Origin of the sequence: Pseudomonas helmanticensis, assembly GCF_900182985.1 — a bacterium.
GTDB classification, from domain to species: domain Bacteria; phylum Pseudomonadota; class Gammaproteobacteria; order Pseudomonadales; family Pseudomonadaceae; genus Aquipseudomonas; species Aquipseudomonas helmanticensis.
The window spans coordinates 4,322,795-4,338,904 of record NZ_FXUY01000001.1; the positions used below are offsets into that span (position 1 = coordinate 4,322,795).

Consider the following 16,110-nt stretch of genomic DNA (forward strand, 5'->3'; position numbering starts at 1 on the left):
CGCAGTTTACCGATCTTCCTTGTAAAACCTAGCTCACCCGCGCAAACCAGCGGCCGTTTTCGCATACCGCGCGGCCATCCATTTCCAGTTCGGTCAGGGCTGCCAGCACTTTCGGTAACGCCCAGCCGATGCTGTCGGCCAGACCTTCGCTGGTATGCGGCGCGGCGTGGAGTAGGGCGAGCAACGGGTGATCGACTTTCGCTGTGTCTGTGGACAACGGCAAATGCTGCCAGCCGCGCAGCGCTTCGAGAATGTGTTCGATGGTTTCCACCAGCACCGCACCGTCGCGAATCAATTGGTGACAACCGCGCGCACCGGGGTGATGGATCGAGCCGGGGATTGCATACACCTCGCGCCCCTGTTCCGCCGCCAGCCGCGCAGTGATCAATGAACCACTGGCGACGCTGGCCTCGACCACCAGCACACCGAGCGACAAGCCGCTGATGATCCGGTTACGCCGCGGGAAGTTGCTAGGCGTCGGCCCGGCGTCCAGCGGAAACTCCGAAACCACCGCGCTGCCAGACGCAATCATCGCGTCAGCCAGGCGCCGATTGCGCTGTGGATAAAAATTTTCCAGGCCGGTGCCCAACACACCCACGGTCAAGCCACCGACATCCAGTGCCGCCTGATGCGCGGCGGCATCAATACCCAGTGCGAGACCACTGGTGATGACAAAACCAGCCCCGGCAAGGCTGCGCGAGAACGCCGCCGCCGTATCCATCCCCGGGCGTGAGGCACGACGGCTGCCGACCATCGCCAGTTGTGGTTTTTCCAGAATCAGTGGGTCGCCAGCAACAAACAGCAGCGGCGGCGGATCGGGAATCTGCGCCAGCAGCGCCGGATAATCCGCCTGATCGGACATCAGCAAATGATGCTCCGGGCGCTCTAGCCAGCGCATTGCATGGCTGGCGCCATCGCGCACCTCAGGACTGCGCCGCGCTTCGGCGCAGGCCGCCGGCATTCCCAGCGAGCGCCAGGCACTCGCTGGCGCGCTGATGGCTTTGGACGCCGAGCCGAAGGCTTCGAGCAATTTGGCAAAGCGCTTCGGACCGATTTCCGGCAAGCGGTGCAGGCGCAGGCGCGCTTCCAGTTCCGCCGGCGAAACCGGCGTGCAGACAGAGAGCATCGTGGATCATCCTTGATCGTTATAAGTCCCGAACCATTCGGAACAAGCTGTGGATAACTCTGTTGGTAACTTGTGAAGCAAGCTTACGGATTTCGCACCTTGTCGAGCACCGCCAGCGAGCGTGAAGCATTGAGGACAAGGCCATAGCTGAGCTTGTCGTAAGTGCGGAACACCATCAGCAACCCGGCGCGTTCGTCGGGAATTTTCAGCGGCTGGCCGGTAATGCGGTCACGCACGGTCTCGCCGGTTTTCATCACCACCAGCACATTGCCTTCGGCCAGACCGTCACGCTTGCCCTTGTTCAGGGTGACCACGTCCATCACGCCGATCTGCGTGACGCCGCGCGGCACGTCGATGATCACGCCGTTGATGGCGCTGGTCGGCGCGCTGGGCATGAAGGTCGAATTAATAGAACGCTCTTCACCGCTGAACAAGCGGTCACCGAGGCGCACTTCCTGGGTGGTGCGTTGCAGCGCGAGGGTAGCGACGTCGCCTTCGGTGGCAACGATTTCGCCACCGCCGATGTCATCGGCGTTGATCCCGAGAAACTCCTTGGTCTGCGGATCGGTGTAGACCTTGCCCTGACGGAAGATGCCGTACACCGGCTGATTCGGGTCGAAATGGCCGCGCGCAAAGATACGGTCACCGGTACCGCTGAGCACGCGTTCGGCATCGCCGGCAACGATATATGGCGCCTTGTCGAACTCCTCGACCTTGTCGACGATGCGGTTGCTCAGCAGAAAACTGTTGATCGACTTGAGCGGAATGCTCGGAATCGCCTCGGCCACCGGGCTGGTGCGGATCCGTGGCGAAAGCTTGATGGTGCCGCGCGACTCACCGCGATTGAGCATCAGGCGGGGCTGACCGTTGACGTAACTGAGCGTCAGCGTGTCGCCAGGGTAGATCAGGTTGGGGTTTTCAATCTGCGGATTGGCCCGCCACAGCTGCGGCCATTGCCAGGGTTCGCGCAGGTATTTGCCGGAAATGTCCCAGAGTGTGTCACCCGCAACCACCGTGTATTGCTGTGGAAAATCATCCCTGAGTTGCACCTGCCCTTGCGCCACGCCGGCCGAAGCCAGCAACAGCAGGGCGAGTAGTGTTTTCCTCATGCAGTGAATCCCTTTATCATGTGCGTTCGCGTGAACCGTCAGAGCCCCCGTGGCTCGCTTGAGCAAATTGCACAAGCTACGCTTCACAACGGTAGCCTGCATCTTCGGACCTGCCAGGCCATCGCCCGACTTTACTCAATACGTGCAGCAATCAAAGCCTATGGCCATTTTAGACATCCTCGAATTTCCGGACCCGCGTCTGCGCACTATCGCCAAACCAGTGGCTGTAGTGGACGACGAAGTGCGTCAGTTGGTCGACGACATGTTTGAAACAATGTATGAAGCGCCGGGCATCGGCCTTGCCGCGACCCAGGTCAACGTGCACAAACGTATCGTCGTGATGGACCTTTCCGAAGACCGCACCGAACCCCGGGTGTTCATCAACCCTGAGTTCGAATCGCTGACCGACGAAATGGAGCAATACCAGGAAGGTTGCCTGTCGGTCCCGGGTTTCTACGAAAACGTCGATCGCCCGCAGAAGGTCAGGATCAAGGCGCTGGACCGCGACGGCAAGCCCTATGAACTGATCGCCGAAGGCCTGCTCGCGGTGTGCATCCAGCACGAATGCGACCACCTCAACGGCAAATTGTTCGTCGATTACCTGTCCACGCTCAAACGCGACCGGATCAAGAAGAAACTGGAAAAGCAGCACCGCCAGAACGCTTGATGCCCCTCTTCAAAGGCTTGCTGCGGCAAGCCTTTTTCTTTTTATGAGACTCCCTTCATGACTGAGCCACTGCGCATCGTTTTTGCCGGCACCCCGGAATTCGCCGCCGAACACCTCAAGGCCCTGCTGAGCAGCCCTTACGAGATCGTTGCGGTCTACACCCAACCGGATCGTCCGGCCGGTCGCGGGCAAAAACTGATGCCGAGCCCGGTCAAACAGCTCGCGCTGGAAAACAATATCCAGGTGTTGCAGCCGCCAACGTTGCGCAACGCCGATGCGCAGGCTGAACTGGCCGCACTGAAGCCGGATTTGCTGGTGGTGGTCGCCTACGGCCTGATCCTGCCGCAAGTGGTGCTGGATATTCCGCGTCTGGGCTGCATCAACAGCCACGCCTCGTTGCTGCCACGCTGGCGCGGTGCGGCACCGATTCAGCGCGCCGTCGAACACGGTGATGCCGAAAGCGGCGTGACCGTGATGCGCATGGAAGCCGGCCTCGACACCGGGCCGATGCTGCTCAAGGTCACCACCCCGATCAGCGCTGAAGACACGGGCGGCAGCCTGCACGACCGTCTCGCCGAGATGGGCCCGCCGGCCGTGGTGCAGGCGATTGCCGGTCTGGCTGCTGGCACCCTTGAAGGCGAAGTGCAGAACGATGAACTCGCCACTTACGCGCACAAACTCAACAAAGACGAAGCACGCATCGACTGGAGCCGTCCGGCGGTTGAGTTGGAGCGCCTGGTGCGCGCCTTCAATCCATGGCCGATTACCCACAGCACCCTCAACGGTGAAGCGCTTAAAGTACTGGCAGCAACCATTGCCGACGGCAAAGGCGCGCCGGGTGAAATCCTCAGCGCCAGCAAGGACGGGCTGATCATCGCCTGCGGTGAACAGGCGCTGAGCCTGACCCGCCTGCAATTGCCCGGCGGCAAGGCGCTGAACTTCAGCGATCTGTTCAACAGCCGTCGCGAGAAATTCGCCGTCGGCACCGTGCTCGGCGCAGTGGTGGACGCGCAATGAATCCGCGTCTGGCCGCCGCCAAGGCACTCGCCGCCGTCCTCAGTGGCAAAGCTTCGTTGAACAGCTCACTGCCGACGCAACTGGACAAGGTCGAGGATCGCGATCGCGGTTTCACTCAGGATCTGGCCTTTGGCACCGCGCGCTGGCAGCCACGTCTGTCGGCGCTGGCCGAGAAGCTGCTGCAGAAACCGTTCAAAGCTGCGGATGCCGATGTCGAAGCGCTGCTGCTGGTCGGTCTCTATCAGTTGCTCTACACCCGCGTGCCGGCCCACGCCGCCATCGGCGAAACCGTCGGTTGCGCCGACAAGCTGAAAAAGCCTTGGGCGAAGGGCCTGCTCAACGCCGTGCTGCGCAATGCCCAGCGCGAAAGCGAGACGATTTTCGCCGAACTGGAGCGCGATCCAGTGGTGCGCACTGCTCACCCGCGCTGGTTGCAAAAGTCCCTGAAAGCCTTCTGGCCGGAACAGTGGGAAGCCATCTGTGAGGCGAACAACGCGCATCCGCCGATGATCCTGCGGGTCAATCGCCGCCATCACAGCCGCGACGCTTACCTCGGTCTGCTGACTGAGGCCGGCATTGCTGCGACACCGTGCGTGTACAGCCGCGACGGCATCATCCTCGAAGCCGCCGCCGACGTGCGCAGCCTGCCGGGTTTCGCCGAAGGCTGGATCAGCGTGCAGGACGAAGCCGCGCAACTGGCCGCTGACCTGCTCGACCTGGCGCCGGACCAACGCGTGCTCGACGCCTGCTGCGCGCCGGGCGGCAAGACCTGCCACATCCTCGAAGCCGAACCGGCACTGGCCGGCGTGGTGGCGGTGGATCTGGAAGCCAAGCGTCTGGTGCGAGTCAAAGAAAACCTCGAACGCCTGGGTCTGGACGCCGAATTGATCGCTGCCGATGGCCGTGATATCGACAAATGGTGGGACGGCAAACCGTTCCAGCGCATCCTGCTCGATGCACCATGCTCGGCCACCGGCGTGATTCGTCGCCATCCGGACATCAAGCTGACCCGTCAGCCCGACGACATCGTCGCCCTCGCGCAACTGCAAGGCGAGCTGCTCGAGGCGATGTGGAAAACCCTCGAAGTCGGCGGCATCCTGCTCTACGCGACCTGCTCGACCTTGCCGACCGAAAACACCGAAGTCATCGCCGCGTTCCTTGAGCGCACGCCTGGCGCCCGCGAACTGGATCTGGCCACCACGGCAGGGATAAAACAGCCCCACGGCCGCCAATTGCTGGCCCAGCAGGGTGGGCATGACGGTTTCTACTACGCCAAGCTGATCAAGATCGCTGCCGCGCGCGGCTAAACGGATTCAACGGAGTGACTGGATGAAAATCATCATTCTCGGTGCGGGACAGGTCGGCGGTTCGCTGGCGGAACACCTGGCCAGCGAGGCCAACGACATTACCGTGGTCGATACCGACGGCGAACGCCTGCGCGACCTCGGCGATCGCCTCGACATCCGTACCGTGCAGGGCCGTGGCTCGCTGCCGTCGGTGTTGCGTCAGGCCGGTGCCGATGACGCCGACATGCTGGTGGCGGTGACCAACAGCGACGAAACCAACATGGTCGCCTGCCAGGTCGCCCACACGCTGTTCCACACCCCGACCAAGATCGCCCGGGTGCGTGAAGCGTCCTACCTCAATCGCGAGGAACAACTGTTCCAGAACGAAGCGATCCCGGTCGACGTGCTGATCAGCCCCGAGCAAGTGGTGACCAACTACATCAAGCGCCTGATCCAGCATCCGGGTGCCTTGCAGGTCATCGATTTCGCCGAAGGTGCGGCGCAACTGGTGGCGGTGCGTGCCTATTACGGCGGGCCGTTGGTGGGTCAGCAACTGCGCCAGTTGCGCGAGCACATGCCGAACGTCGAAACCCGCGTCGCGGCGATTTTCCGCCGTGACCGGCCGATCCTGCCGCAGGGCGATACGGTGATCGAGGCCGACGATGAAGTCTTCTTCATCGCCGCGCGTGAGAATATTCGCGCGGTGATGAGTGAAATGCGCCGTCTCGATGAAACCTACAAACGCATCGTCATTGCGGGCGGCGGGCAGATCGGCGAGCGTCTGGCCGAGGCCATCGAAAGCCGTTATCAGGTGAAGATCATCGAGATGAACCCGGCGCGTTGCCGTTATCTCTCCGATACCCTCGACAGCACCGTGGTGTTGCAGGGCAGCGCGTCCGACCGCGATTTGCTGCTGGAAGAGAACATTGCCGACGCCGACATCTTCCTCGCGCTGACCAACGATGACGAAGCCAACATCATGTCGTCGCTGCTGGCGAAACGGCTGGGGGCGAAGAAGGTCATGACGATCATCAACAACCCGGCCTACGTCGATTTGATTCAGGGCGGCGACATCGACATCGCCATCAGCCCGCAACTGGCGACCATCGGCACCTTGCTGGCCCACGTGCGCCGTGGCGATATCGTCAGCGTGCACTCATTGCGGCGCGGCGCGGCGGAGGCGATCGAGGCGATTGCCCACGGTGATGCGAAATCGAGCAAGGTGATTGGCAAGCCGATCGAGAAAATCGGCCTGCCGCCGGGCACCACGATCGGTGCGGTGATCCGCAACGAACAAGTGATCATCGCCCACGACGATACGGTGATCGAAGCGGGCGACCATGTGATTCTGTTCCTTGTGGATAAAAAGCATATTCGCGATGTGGAGAAGCTGTTTCATGTGGGGTTGAGCTTTTTCTGAGGCTTGCGCTGACGGCACTGGCGCCTTCGCGAGCAGGCTCGCTCCCACAGGGGAAACGCATTCCAAAATGTGGGAGCGAGCCTGCTCGCGAAAGCGGCCTCACTAAACAAGATCAATACCTGACACTCCGCCGATAAGGAATCCACCCATGCTCGAATCCCTGGAAAAAATGCTCGCCAAGGGTGTGGATAACTCTCTGCTGCGCTTCGGCTTGGGCAAGGGCTATCTGGATCTGGGCGAAAATGCCAAAGCCGCCGAGCATTTCCAGCGTTGTGTCGGCTTTGATCCGAAGTATTCCGCCGCTTGGAAACTGTTAGGCAAGGCGCAACTCGCGCTGGACGATCACGCCGCTGCGCGTCAGGCGTGGGAGCAAGGTCTGGAAGCGGCCCGCGCCCATGGCGACAAACAGGCCGAGAAAGAAATGACCGTGTTTCTCAAGAAGCTCGATCGACAGGCGCAGTAGGGTTTTACAAATACCGCAGGCCGATGCCTTCGGCGTCGACCGTCACCACTTCCATCCGCACTCGCGGCGCGCCTGTGGGTAAGTCCTGCACCTGGCCATAAACCACCGCGCCTTTGGGCAATGAAGCCAGGCGCGGGTGCTGGACGTACACGCCAGTCGGGGACAGGTTGCGGGTTTGCCCGAGGCATTCGCCGAAGCTGTCGTGGGTGATCTTGATGCGGAAGGATTTGCGGTGTTCGGACATCTTGGTGCGCCCTTTTTTGAACGAGTTGTGGATAACTGAAGGAGCAAGATCAAAAGATCGCAGCCTGCGGCAGCTCCTACAAGTTATCCACAGAGTGTGCCAACTTCGTTAATACCAGCGCTCTTCGCCGGGTGGACGCTTTTTGAAGCGCTTCATGCTCCACATGTACTGACTTGGATAGGCGGCGACGTAGCGTTCGACGACTTTGCTCATTGCCGCACAGGATTCGGCGGTGTCGGTGCTGTACATGGCTTCGGGCGCGGCTTCGAGGATCACTTTGTAGCCAGAACCGTCGGGCAAGCGCAGCGCATGCAGGAATACGCCGACGGCTTTGCCACCGGCCAACATGTTCGGCACGAATTTGCTGGTCAGCGCTTGAGTGGCGAAGAACGGCACGAAGATCCCGGCGGATTCGGCTGGTTCCGGGTCAGCGGGGATGCCCACTGCACCACCTTTGCGCACTTCTTTGATGACGCTGAGGATGCCTTCCTTGGTGGAGGCGGCGACTTTGTTGCCCAGTTGCACGCGCTGTTTGCGTAGCAAATCGTCCACAGCCTTGAGCTTTGGCGGGCGGTAGAAAATGATTGGTTTGCACTGGCTGCAATAGAAGTGATTGAGCACTTCCCAGTTGCCCAGGTGGCTGGTGATGCCGACCACGCCTTTGCCCGAGGCCAAGGCGTCTTTCAGCACGTCGAGGCCTTCGACTTCGCGCACCAGATCAATCGAACGCTGCGCCGGCCAAATCCACGCGCAGGCGCTTTCAGTCAGCGACTTGCCGATGTCTTTCAGGCTTTGGCCGACCAGACGCTCACGTTCGGTCGCATCCATCTGTGGAAAACATTTGGCGAGGTTGATCCGCACCACGTCGCGGGAGCGGTTGGGGGTTTTCCACATGATCCAGCCGATCGCCGAACCCACGGCCTGTACGGCCCGCCATGGCAGCAGGGCAAACAGCCGCAGAGCGCCTACCAGCAAGGCGCCTTTAAACTTTTCCACAGGTCACTCCTGATCTTGTGCGGTGCGCGAGGCGGCCATTCTAACCGCCGTTGGCGAGCTGCGCGTAGCGGTCGCAGTCTTGGGTGTGGTCCATGACCATGCCCGAGGCCTGCATCAGTGCGTAGCAAATGGTCGGGCCGACGAACGTGAACCCGGCCTTTTTCAGGCCTTTGCTCATCGCCAGCGCTTCGGGGGCGATCGCCGGGACTTCGCTGCGATCCTTGAAATGATTGATGATCGGTTGGTCGCCGACGAACGACCAGAGGAACCCCACTGGATCCTCCAGCGCCAGCCAGGCCTGGGCATTGCGGCGGGCGGCATTGAGTTTGAGGCGGTTGCGGATGATCCCCGGATCGAGCATCAACTCGTCGATTTCAGCGTCGCTCATTTGCGCCACGCGCTGTACGTCGAAGCCGAACAACACCTCGCGATAACGCTCGCGTTTGCGCAACACGGTGATCCACGACAGCCCGGCCTGGAACCCTTCGAGCAAAAGCAACTCGAACAAACCCTGCGCATCGCGTAGCGGCGTGCCCCACTCCTGATCGTGATAAGCCATGTACAGCGGATCTTCGGTACACCAAAAGCAGCGTGGCATAAGGCTCCAGGGGGTGGAGGTGCGACTGAATCGGGTATACTCCCGCTCTTTAAATCGCAGCCCAAGAAACAGGTGAATTTCGTGAGCCAGCCTACGCCAGCCGTGCGTACCTTCCAAGACTTGATCCTCGCGCTCCAGCAATACTGGGCCGAGCAAGGTTGCGTGGTACTTCAGCCCTACGATATGGAAGTAGGCGCCGGCACTTTCCACACCGCGACCTTCCTCCGTGCCATCGGCCCGGAAACCTGGAACGCCGCTTACGTGCAGCCAAGCCGCCGTCCGACTGACGGCCGTTACGGCGAAAACCCGAACCGTCTGCAGCACTACTATCAGTTCCAGGTCGTGCTCAAGCCGAACCCGGATAACTTCCAGGAACTGTACCTGGGCTCGCTCAAGCATGTCGGCCTGGACCCACTGGTTCACGACATTCGCTTCGTCGAAGACAACTGGGAATCGCCGACCCTCGGCGCCTGGGGTCTGGGCTGGGAAGTCTGGCTGAACGGCATGGAAGTGACTCAGTTCACTTACTTCCAGCAAGCGGGCGGCATCGAGTGCTACCCGGTGACCGGCGAGATCACTTACGGTCTCGAGCGTCTGGCCATGTACCTGCAAGGCGTGGATTCGGTCTACGACCTGGTCTGGGCTGACGGTCCGATGGGCAAAGTCACCTACGGCGACGTGTTCCACCAGAACGAAGTGGAGCAGTCCACTTACAACTTCGAACACGCCAACGTCGACAAGCTGTTCGAACTGTTCGACTTCTATGAAAGCGAAGCCAAGCGCCTGATCGAACTCGACCAGCCGCTGCCGTTGCCGAGCTACGAAATGGTCTTGAAGGCCTCGCACACCTTCAACCTGCTGGATGCGCGCCGGGCGATCTCGGTGACTGCCCGTCAGCAATACATTCTGCGCGTGCGCACCCTGGCGCGTTCCGTTGCGCAAGCCTACCTGCTGGCACGCGCCAAGCTGGGCTTCCCGATGGCGACCCCGGACCTGCGTGACGAAGTACTGGCCAAGCTGGAGGCAGCACAATGAGTGCGCAAGATTTTCTGGTTGAACTGGGCACCGAAGAACTGCCACCGAAAGCCCTGAATACCTTGGCTGAAGCGTTCCTCGCCGGTATCGACAAGGGCCTGCAAGCCGCTGGCCTGAGCTACGAGACCAAAACCGTCTACGCCGCGCCGCGCCGTCTGGCTGTGCTGATCACTGCGCTGGCTACCCAGCAACCGGATCGCAGCATCAACCTCGACGGCCCGCCTCGTCAGGCGGCGTTCGACGCTGAAGGCAATCCGACTCAGGCAGCCTTGGGTTTTGCCAAGAAATGCGGCGTCGATCTGAGCGAAATCGATCAGAGCGGCCCGAAACTGCGTTACAGCCAGAGCATCGCCGGCAAGCCGACCGCGAGCCTGCTGCCGACCATCGTCGAAGATTCGCTGAACGACCTGCCGATCCCGAAACGCATGCGTTGGGGTGCGCGCAAGGAAGAGTTCGTGCGTCCGACCCAATGGCTGGTGATGCTGCTCGGTGACCAGGTCATCGACTGCACCATCCTCGCGCAAAAGGCTGGCCGTGATTCCCGTGGTCACCGCTTCCATCACCCGGAAAGCGTGCGCATCGGTTCGCCGTCGAGCTACCTCGCCGACCTGCGTGCCGCTTATGTGCTGGCCGATGCCAACGAGCGTCGCGAGATCATCAGCAAGCGCACCGAAGAGCTGGCCACCCGTCAGGAAGGCACGGCAATCGTTCCGCCGGCATTGCTCGACGAAGTGACCGCGCTGGTTGAATGGCCGGTGCCGCTGGTGTGCTCGTTCGAAGAACGTTTCCTCGACGTGCCGCAGGAAGCGCTGATCACCACCATGCAGGACAACCAGAAGTACTTCTGCCTGCTGGATGCCGACGGCAAGTTGCTGCCACGTTTCATCACTGTGGCCAACATCGAAAGCAAAGACCCGCAGCAGATCATCGCCGGTAACGAAAAAGTGGTTCGCCCACGCCTGACCGACGCCGAGTTCTTCTTCAAGCAAGACAAGAAGCAGAAACTCGAAGCTTTCAATGATCGCCTGAAGAACGTGGTGTTCCAGGAAAAACTCGGCAGTGTCTACGACAAGGCCGAGCGCGTATCAAAACTGGCTGCGTACATCGCCGCACGCATTGGCGGCAACGCGTCGTGGGCTGCTCGCGCGGGCCTGCTGTCGAAGTGCGACCTGGCCACTGAAATGGTTGGCGAGTTCCCGGAGATGCAAGGTGTCGCCGGTTACTACTACGCCCTCAATGACGGCGAGCCGGAAGACGTCGCGCTGGCGCTGAACGAGCAATACATGCCACGCGGTGCCGGTGCAGAACTGCCGGCGACCCTGACCGGTGCGGCCGTCGCGATCGCTGACAAGCTCGACACCCTGGTCGGTATCTTTGGTATCGGCATGCTGCCAACCGGCAGCAAAGACCCGTACGCCCTGCGCCGTGCGGCTCTGGGTGTTCTGCGTATCCTCATCGAGAAGAAACTTGATCTGGACCTGAACGATGCCGTGGCGTTCGCCGTGGCCGCATTCGGTGCCAAGGTCAAGGCTGCCGGCCTCAACGAGTCCGTGCTGGAATTCATCTTCGACCGTCTGCGTGCGCGTTATGAAGACGAAGGCGTTGAAGTCGCCACTTACCTGTCGGTACGTGCGCTGAAGCCGGGTTCGGCGCTGGACTTCGATCAGCGTGTGCAAGCGGTGCAAGCGTTCCGCAAACTGCCGGAAGCGGCAGCGCTGGCGGCAGTGAACAAGCGTGTGTCGAACCTGTTGAGCAAACTCGAAGGCGCGGTACCGACTGAGGTACAAGCGAAGTACTTCGACAACGCCAACGAGTTCTCGCTGTACTCGGCGATCCAGCAAGCGGATCAAGCGGTACAGCCAATGGCTGCGGCGCGTCAGTACAACGAATCGCTGGCACGCCTGGCCGCCTTGCGCGAGCCGGTGGATGCATTCTTCGACGCGGTGATGGTCAATGCCGACGATGCCAATGTACGAGCCAACCGTTACGCGCTGCTGGCGCGTCTGCGTGGCCTGTTCCTCGGTGTTGCCGACATTTCGCTGCTGGGTTGAGGGATTGCTGTTGAAACTGCTGATTCTCGATCGGGACGGAGTGATCAATTACGACTCCGACGCTTACATCAAGTCCGTGGCGGAGTGGATGCCGTTGCCCGGCTCGATCGAGGCGATTGCGCAGTTGAGCAAGGCCGGCTGGACGGTGGCAGTCGCCACCAACCAGTCGGGCATTGCTCGCGGCTATTACGACCTCACTACTCTCGATGCCATGCACGCGCGATTGCGCGAGTTGGTGGCGGAGCAGGGCGGTGAGGTCGGGCTGATCGTGTATTGCCCGCATGGGCCGGACGAAGGCTGCGATTGCCGCAAGCCGAAACCGGGGATGCTGAAAACCATCGCGGCGCATTACAACGTCACGCTTGCCAATGTCTGGTTCGTCGGCGACAGCCTTGGTGACCTGGAGGCCGCCAAAGCCGTCGATTCACAGCCAGTTTTGGTAAAGACCGGAAAAGGCGAAAAGACTCAGGGCAAAACCCTGCCGGTGGGCACTCTGATTTTTGACGATCTGGCGGCGATTGCCGCAGAACTTATCCACAACTAGAGTACTTCTGAAGTTCCTGACCAGGGATTGATCGGGAGTGCGCTTGAACACTCGGGCATTGCCCCGTAACGGTAAACGTCACTATGTCGATACTGCGGGCCATCAGAATTTTTCTCTTTTACCTGCTGCTGGGCACCACCTCCCTGCTGTGGTGCAGCTTGAGTTTTTTTATCGCGCCGTTTTTGCCATTCAAGGCGCGTTATCGTTTCATCAACGTGTACTGGTGCCGTTGCGCCTTGTGGTTGACCAAGGTGTTTCTCGGTATCCGTTACGAAATCAAAGGCGCGGAAAACGTGCCTGACCGGCCCTGCGTGATTCAATCGAACCACCAGAGCACTTGGGAGACGTTCTTTCTCTCCGCTTATTTCTCGCCGCTGAGCCAAGTGCTCAAACGCGAACTGCTGTATGTACCGTTCTTCGGCTGGGCCATGGCCATGTTGCGGCCTATCGCGATTGACCGCGACAACCCGAAAGCTGCATTGAAACAAGTCGCTGCCAAGGGTGATGAGCTGCTCAAGGACAACGTTTGGGTGCTGATCTTCCCGGAAGGCACACGCGTGCCGTTTGGCACTGTCGGCAAGTTCTCCCGCAGTGGTAGCGCTTTGGCGGTGAATGCGGCGCTTCCGGTACTGCCGATTGCACACAATGCCGGCAAGTTCTGGCCGAAAGTCGGCTGGGGCAAAAAGTCCGGCGTGATCACTGTGGTCATCGGTGAACCGATGTACGCCGAAGGCACAGGCCCGCGCGCCATCGCCGAGTTGAACGACCGGGTGCAAGCCTGGAACGAGAAGACTCAACGCGAAATGGGCTCTCTGCCACCGGCCCCGCAGGCACCCGCGGCAAATGATCAGATCGCTGTCTGAGATTTTGTGGATAACCTGTGTACGGTTTTGCTGAAAAGGCCTGATTATTGAAATTAAGTAATTGATTTACTTATATATTTCTCAAGCTCATAAAAGACCGTAAAATGTGCATAAGTTTTTTTAGGATGTAAAAAAGCCGGCCGATATAGCCGGTTTTTTTGTGCCTGTTCACTCGTGAATCAGCGGCAACTCAAATAGGAACGTGGTGCCTTGATCGACCACGCTCAGGCATTCGATTTTGCCGCCATGGTGGTCGACCACCGCTTTGACCATCGACAAGCCCAGGCCAACGCCGTCGATGCCTTGGGCTGAGGAAAAGCGTCGGTACTGACTGAAAAGATCGGGCAATTCATCGGCGGCGATGCCTTTGCCTTGATCGATCAATTCACAGTGCAACCACTCCTCGCGGCAACAGACGCGCAGGGTGATCGTGGTGTCGGCCAGGCTGTACTTGATCGCGTTCTCCAAAAGGTTGAACAGCGCGCGAGTCAGCAAGCCTTGGTCAGCATTGATCAGACGTTCCTGCGATTCCTCATCCATGTCATGCAGCAGCTCGATGCGTTTCTGCTGGGCGATGGGCAACGCCTGATCCAGCACATCCAGCACCAGCATCGCGAACAGCGTCGGCTGAAATTGGTACGCCTCGGATTCAGCCCGCGCCAACAGAACAAAACCGTCGGTAAGATCCAGCGCGCGACGCACCTGGCGTTCGATTTGTTCGAACAACGGCGCATCGGCCCCGACTTGATGACGGTGCACATCGAGCAAGGCGAGGATGGCAGAGTGCGGCGCGCGCAGGTCATGGGAAAGAAAGCGCAACAACACACTGCGTTGCTCCTCGGCCGCGCGTTCAGCGCTGAGGTCGGTGAGACTCAGCAGCCAACCGATCGGCGTGTCACCGTCCACCGGCAGCAGGGCGGCCCGCTCCAGACGCAGGCTGCGCTCCTTGTGATCACGGAACTCCAACAGCGGCAGGGCGGACAATGGCGGACGCTGCTCTGTGGATAATTCCGGGTAACCAAGACGTGCGAGTTGTGCAAGTACGTCATCCCCCACCAGGTTGTTATCGAAGAGCTGGCGAGCCTTGCGATTGCCCAACAATATCTGCCCTTTGGGATCGCTGATCAGTGTGGCAACCGGCAGGTATTCCAGGCCGTCGGCAATAAACCGCCGGGTATCGCGGGTTCGGCTCATGGCTTGCTCAAGCGCCATGATCTGGCCCTGCAAGCGATCAGCCCCGATGAATTGCGAGCGACGGCGTTCGGGGAAAACCTTCGGTTCGTTGTCCAGCCGTGCCAGTTCCCAACCGAAATAGGTCAGCACCACGCTCAGGCGCCGCCAGTTCCAGATCAGATAGCCAAACAACATGCCCAGCACTGCGGGTGTCGGCGACCACCAACGGCGCATTTCCGCTAAACCTGCACTGGCCAGCAGCGCGCACGCCATGCAGATCAACGTGACCCAGAGTGCCCAGCGCGGACGCCACAACAGCAGGCCAAGACTGCCGGCCACCAAGGCGACCGACAACAAGGCGCCCATGGCCGCAGACGAATCGTGCAAGTTGATCTGTGCGCGATAAGACAACAGCGCAGTCAGCGGCAACAGCACTAGACTTATCCACAACCATTCGCGCACCAACTGGCGAAACAGGCGTTGCACCTGGCTCGGCTCTCGGCTTTCACGCCGACGATCAGGGTTCATGTGGAAAAAGGGCAGGGCAGTGTGAATGGTTTCATAGGCCACAGGTCTGAGACGTAGACCGAAGAATCATAGCGGACGTCGACCGACGGCGGCTGCTTACTTTCATAGCGAGGGCCGAGCGACTATGGTTGTCCGCCAACTGCCCAAGCAACAAGGAATCACCGCGTATGCGCGTTGCGATACTGGACGACGAACCCGCCGAACTGCGCCGGGTCGAGCAAACCCTGCAGCAAATGGCCGATGCCGGCGAACAGCCGTGGTCACTGCACAGCTTCGAGCGCGGTGAAGACCTGCTACGGCAACTGCGCCGGGAAACCTTCGACCTGCTGATCCTCGACTGGCAACTGCCCGACCTCACCGGCCTGGCCCTGCTGCGCTGGACCCGCGAACACATGGAAGCGCCACCGGCGGCGATCATGCTGACCAGCCGCGATGGCGAGAGCGATATCGTGCAGGCGTTGAATGCCGGGGCGGATGATTATGTGAGCAAGCCGTTTCGGCCGAATGAGTTGAAAGCGCGGGTGGCTGCGGTGCTACGGCGACATAGCCAGCAACGGGCGGCGGCGACGGAAGTGCTGAGCTTTAACGATCTGACGTTTGATGACGCTGAGCTGACTGTCACCCGCGAGGGAAAGCCGATTGTCATGACCGAGCGCGAGTATCGACTGGCGCGGTGTTTGTTCAGCAACCTGGGTCGACCGTTGTCGCGGGATTATCTGTATGAACGGTTTTGGCCGCATGAGGAAATGGCCTCGTCGCGGCCGTTGGATACGCATATCTATCGGCTGCGGAACAAGCTCGGGCTGACGGCGGATCGGGGTTGGCAGCTGTTGACCATTTATGGGTATGGGTATCGGTTGGAGAGTGTGGCGGCAGCATCCGAATAGAAGATCAAAAGATCGCAGCCTGCGGCAGCTCCTACATTGATTATCTGTAGGAGCTGCCGCAGGCTGCGATCTTTTGATCTGCCAATAAAAAGGCCAACGCAAT

Annotated in this window: 16 protein-coding genes; 10 read left to right on the forward strand and 6 right to left on the reverse strand. The window is 60.3% G+C overall.

Annotated features, from left to right (window positions below; all coding sequences use genetic code 11):
• Positions 1-28: 28 nt before the first annotated feature.
• Both dprA and QOL84_RS19250 read right to left on the reverse strand, forming a co-directional pair.
• Positions 29-1,126, reverse strand: a complete 1,098-nt coding sequence (gene dprA, locus QOL84_RS19245) for a DNA-processing protein DprA (RefSeq protein WP_283438219.1) — start codon at positions 1,124-1,126, stop codon at positions 29-31.
• 83 nt (positions 1,127-1,209) lie between these two features.
• Positions 1,210-2,235, reverse strand: coding sequence for a LysM peptidoglycan-binding domain-containing protein (locus tag QOL84_RS19250; protein WP_283438220.1), 1,026 nt, complete (start codon positions 2,233-2,235; stop codon positions 1,210-1,212).
• A 160-nt stretch (positions 2,236-2,395) separates the two neighbouring features.
• Between QOL84_RS19250 and def the strand changes: the two genes are divergently transcribed.
• The 5 genes from def (at position 2,396) to QOL84_RS19275 (ending at position 7,088) form a co-directional block, all read left to right on the forward strand.
• Entirely contained in the window at positions 2,396-2,902 is a 507-nt protein-coding gene (gene def, locus QOL84_RS19255) for a peptide deformylase (protein WP_129386974.1), read from the forward strand.
• 57 nt (positions 2,903-2,959) lie between these two features.
• A complete protein-coding gene (gene fmt, locus QOL84_RS19260; protein ID WP_283438221.1) occupies positions 2,960-3,919 on the forward strand; it encodes a methionyl-tRNA formyltransferase in 960 nt (319 codons plus the stop codon).
• A complete protein-coding gene (rsmB, locus tag QOL84_RS19265; protein WP_283438222.1) occupies positions 3,916-5,226 on the forward strand; it encodes a 16S rRNA (cytosine(967)-C(5))-methyltransferase RsmB in 1,311 nt (436 codons plus the stop codon). The genes fmt and rsmB overlap by 4 nt, the downstream gene beginning before the upstream one ends.
• Before the next feature lie 22 nt (positions 5,227-5,248).
• Entirely contained in the window at positions 5,249-6,625 is a 1,377-nt protein-coding gene (gene trkA / locus QOL84_RS19270) for a Trk system potassium transporter TrkA (protein WP_064389689.1), read from the forward strand.
• Between the two features lie 148 nt (positions 6,626-6,773).
• Complete coding sequence (locus QOL84_RS19275) at positions 6,774-7,088, forward strand: tetratricopeptide repeat protein (protein WP_283438223.1); 315 nt, start codon at positions 6,774-6,776, stop codon at positions 7,086-7,088.
• A 4-nt stretch (positions 7,089-7,092) separates the two neighbouring features.
• Here the strand turns inward: QOL84_RS19275 and QOL84_RS19280 are convergent, their stop codons facing one another.
• From QOL84_RS19280 to QOL84_RS19290, 3 genes are all read right to left on the reverse strand, one after another.
• Positions 7,093-7,332, reverse strand: coding sequence for a PilZ domain-containing protein (locus tag QOL84_RS19280; RefSeq protein WP_201229523.1), 240 nt, complete (start codon positions 7,330-7,332; stop codon positions 7,093-7,095).
• 108 nt (positions 7,333-7,440) lie between these two features.
• Positions 7,441-8,328 carry a lysophospholipid acyltransferase gene (locus QOL84_RS19285; RefSeq protein WP_283438224.1) on the reverse strand — a complete coding sequence of 296 codons (888 nt, stop codon included), beginning with the start codon at positions 8,326-8,328 and terminating at the stop codon, positions 7,441-7,443.
• A gap of 40 nt (positions 8,329-8,368) precedes the next feature.
• Positions 8,369-8,926 (reverse strand): DNA-3-methyladenine glycosylase I, encoded by a 558-nt coding sequence (locus QOL84_RS19290; protein ID WP_283438225.1) that lies wholly within the window; start codon positions 8,924-8,926, stop codon positions 8,369-8,371.
• 81 nt (positions 8,927-9,007) lie between these two features.
• Between QOL84_RS19290 and glyQ the strand changes: the two genes are divergently transcribed.
• The 4 genes from glyQ (at position 9,008) to QOL84_RS19310 (ending at position 13,419) form a co-directional block, all read left to right on the forward strand.
• A complete protein-coding gene (gene glyQ, locus QOL84_RS19295) occupies positions 9,008-9,961 on the forward strand; it encodes a glycine--tRNA ligase subunit alpha (RefSeq protein ID WP_025112261.1) in 954 nt (317 codons plus the stop codon).
• Entirely contained in the window at positions 9,958-12,012 is a 2,055-nt protein-coding gene (gene glyS, locus QOL84_RS19300; protein WP_123454912.1) for a glycine--tRNA ligase subunit beta, read from the forward strand. The genes glyQ and glyS overlap by 4 nt, the downstream gene beginning before the upstream one ends.
• A 4-nt stretch (positions 12,013-12,016) precedes the next feature.
• The gene (gene gmhB / locus QOL84_RS19305; protein WP_283438226.1) at positions 12,017-12,556 is read left to right on the forward strand and encodes a D-glycero-beta-D-manno-heptose 1,7-bisphosphate 7-phosphatase; all 540 of its coding nucleotides are present in this window, start codon (positions 12,017-12,019) and stop codon (positions 12,554-12,556) included.
• 83 nt (positions 12,557-12,639) lie between these two features.
• Positions 12,640-13,419, forward strand: a complete 780-nt coding sequence (locus tag QOL84_RS19310; RefSeq protein ID WP_283438227.1) for a lysophospholipid acyltransferase family protein — start codon at positions 12,640-12,642, stop codon at positions 13,417-13,419.
• Positions 13,420-13,587: 168 nt separating this feature from the next.
• Here the strand turns inward: QOL84_RS19310 and QOL84_RS19315 are convergent, their stop codons facing one another.
• Entirely contained in the window at positions 13,588-15,120 is a 1,533-nt protein-coding gene (locus tag QOL84_RS19315; RefSeq protein WP_283438228.1) for a sensor histidine kinase, read from the reverse strand.
• 167 nt (positions 15,121-15,287) lie between these two features.
• Here QOL84_RS19315 and QOL84_RS19320 point away from each other — a divergent pair, with 167 nt between their 5' ends.
• Positions 15,288-16,007, forward strand: coding sequence for a response regulator transcription factor (locus QOL84_RS19320; RefSeq protein ID WP_283438229.1), 720 nt, complete (start codon positions 15,288-15,290; stop codon positions 16,005-16,007).
• The last annotated feature ends 103 nt before the right edge of the window (positions 16,008-16,110 follow it).

Bases quoted from the DNA above. Each gene is read 5' to 3' on its own strand.
- dprA (WP_283438219.1), bottom strand. From the start codon at position 1,126: ATGCTCTCTGTCTGCACGCCGGTTTCGCCGGCGGAACTGGAAGCGCGC.
- QOL84_RS19250 (WP_283438220.1), bottom strand. From the start codon at position 2,235: ATGAGGAAAACACTACTCGCCCTGCTGTTGCTGGCTTCGGCCGGCGTG.
- def (WP_129386974.1), top strand. From the start codon at position 2,396: ATGGCCATTTTAGACATCCTCGAATTTCCGGACCCGCGTCTGCGCACT.
- fmt (WP_283438221.1), top strand. From the start codon at position 2,960: ATGACTGAGCCACTGCGCATCGTTTTTGCCGGCACCCCGGAATTCGCC.
- rsmB (WP_283438222.1), top strand. From the start codon at position 3,916: ATGAATCCGCGTCTGGCCGCCGCCAAGGCACTCGCCGCCGTCCTCAGT.
- trkA (WP_064389689.1), top strand. From the start codon at position 5,249: ATGAAAATCATCATTCTCGGTGCGGGACAGGTCGGCGGTTCGCTGGCG.
- QOL84_RS19275 (WP_283438223.1), top strand. From the start codon at position 6,774: ATGCTCGAATCCCTGGAAAAAATGCTCGCCAAGGGTGTGGATAACTCT.
- QOL84_RS19280 (WP_201229523.1), bottom strand. From the start codon at position 7,332: ATGTCCGAACACCGCAAATCCTTCCGCATCAAGATCACCCACGACAGC.
- QOL84_RS19290 (WP_283438225.1), bottom strand. From the start codon at position 8,926: ATGCCACGCTGCTTTTGGTGTACCGAAGATCCGCTGTACATGGCTTAT.
- glyS (WP_123454912.1), top strand. From the start codon at position 9,958: ATGAGTGCGCAAGATTTTCTGGTTGAACTGGGCACCGAAGAACTGCCA.
- QOL84_RS19310 (WP_283438227.1), top strand. From the start codon at position 12,640: ATGTCGATACTGCGGGCCATCAGAATTTTTCTCTTTTACCTGCTGCTG.
- QOL84_RS19315 (WP_283438228.1), bottom strand. From the start codon at position 15,120: ATGAACCCTGATCGTCGGCGTGAAAGCCGAGAGCCGAGCCAGGTGCAA.
- QOL84_RS19320 (WP_283438229.1), top strand. From the start codon at position 15,288: ATGCGCGTTGCGATACTGGACGACGAACCCGCCGAACTGCGCCGGGTC.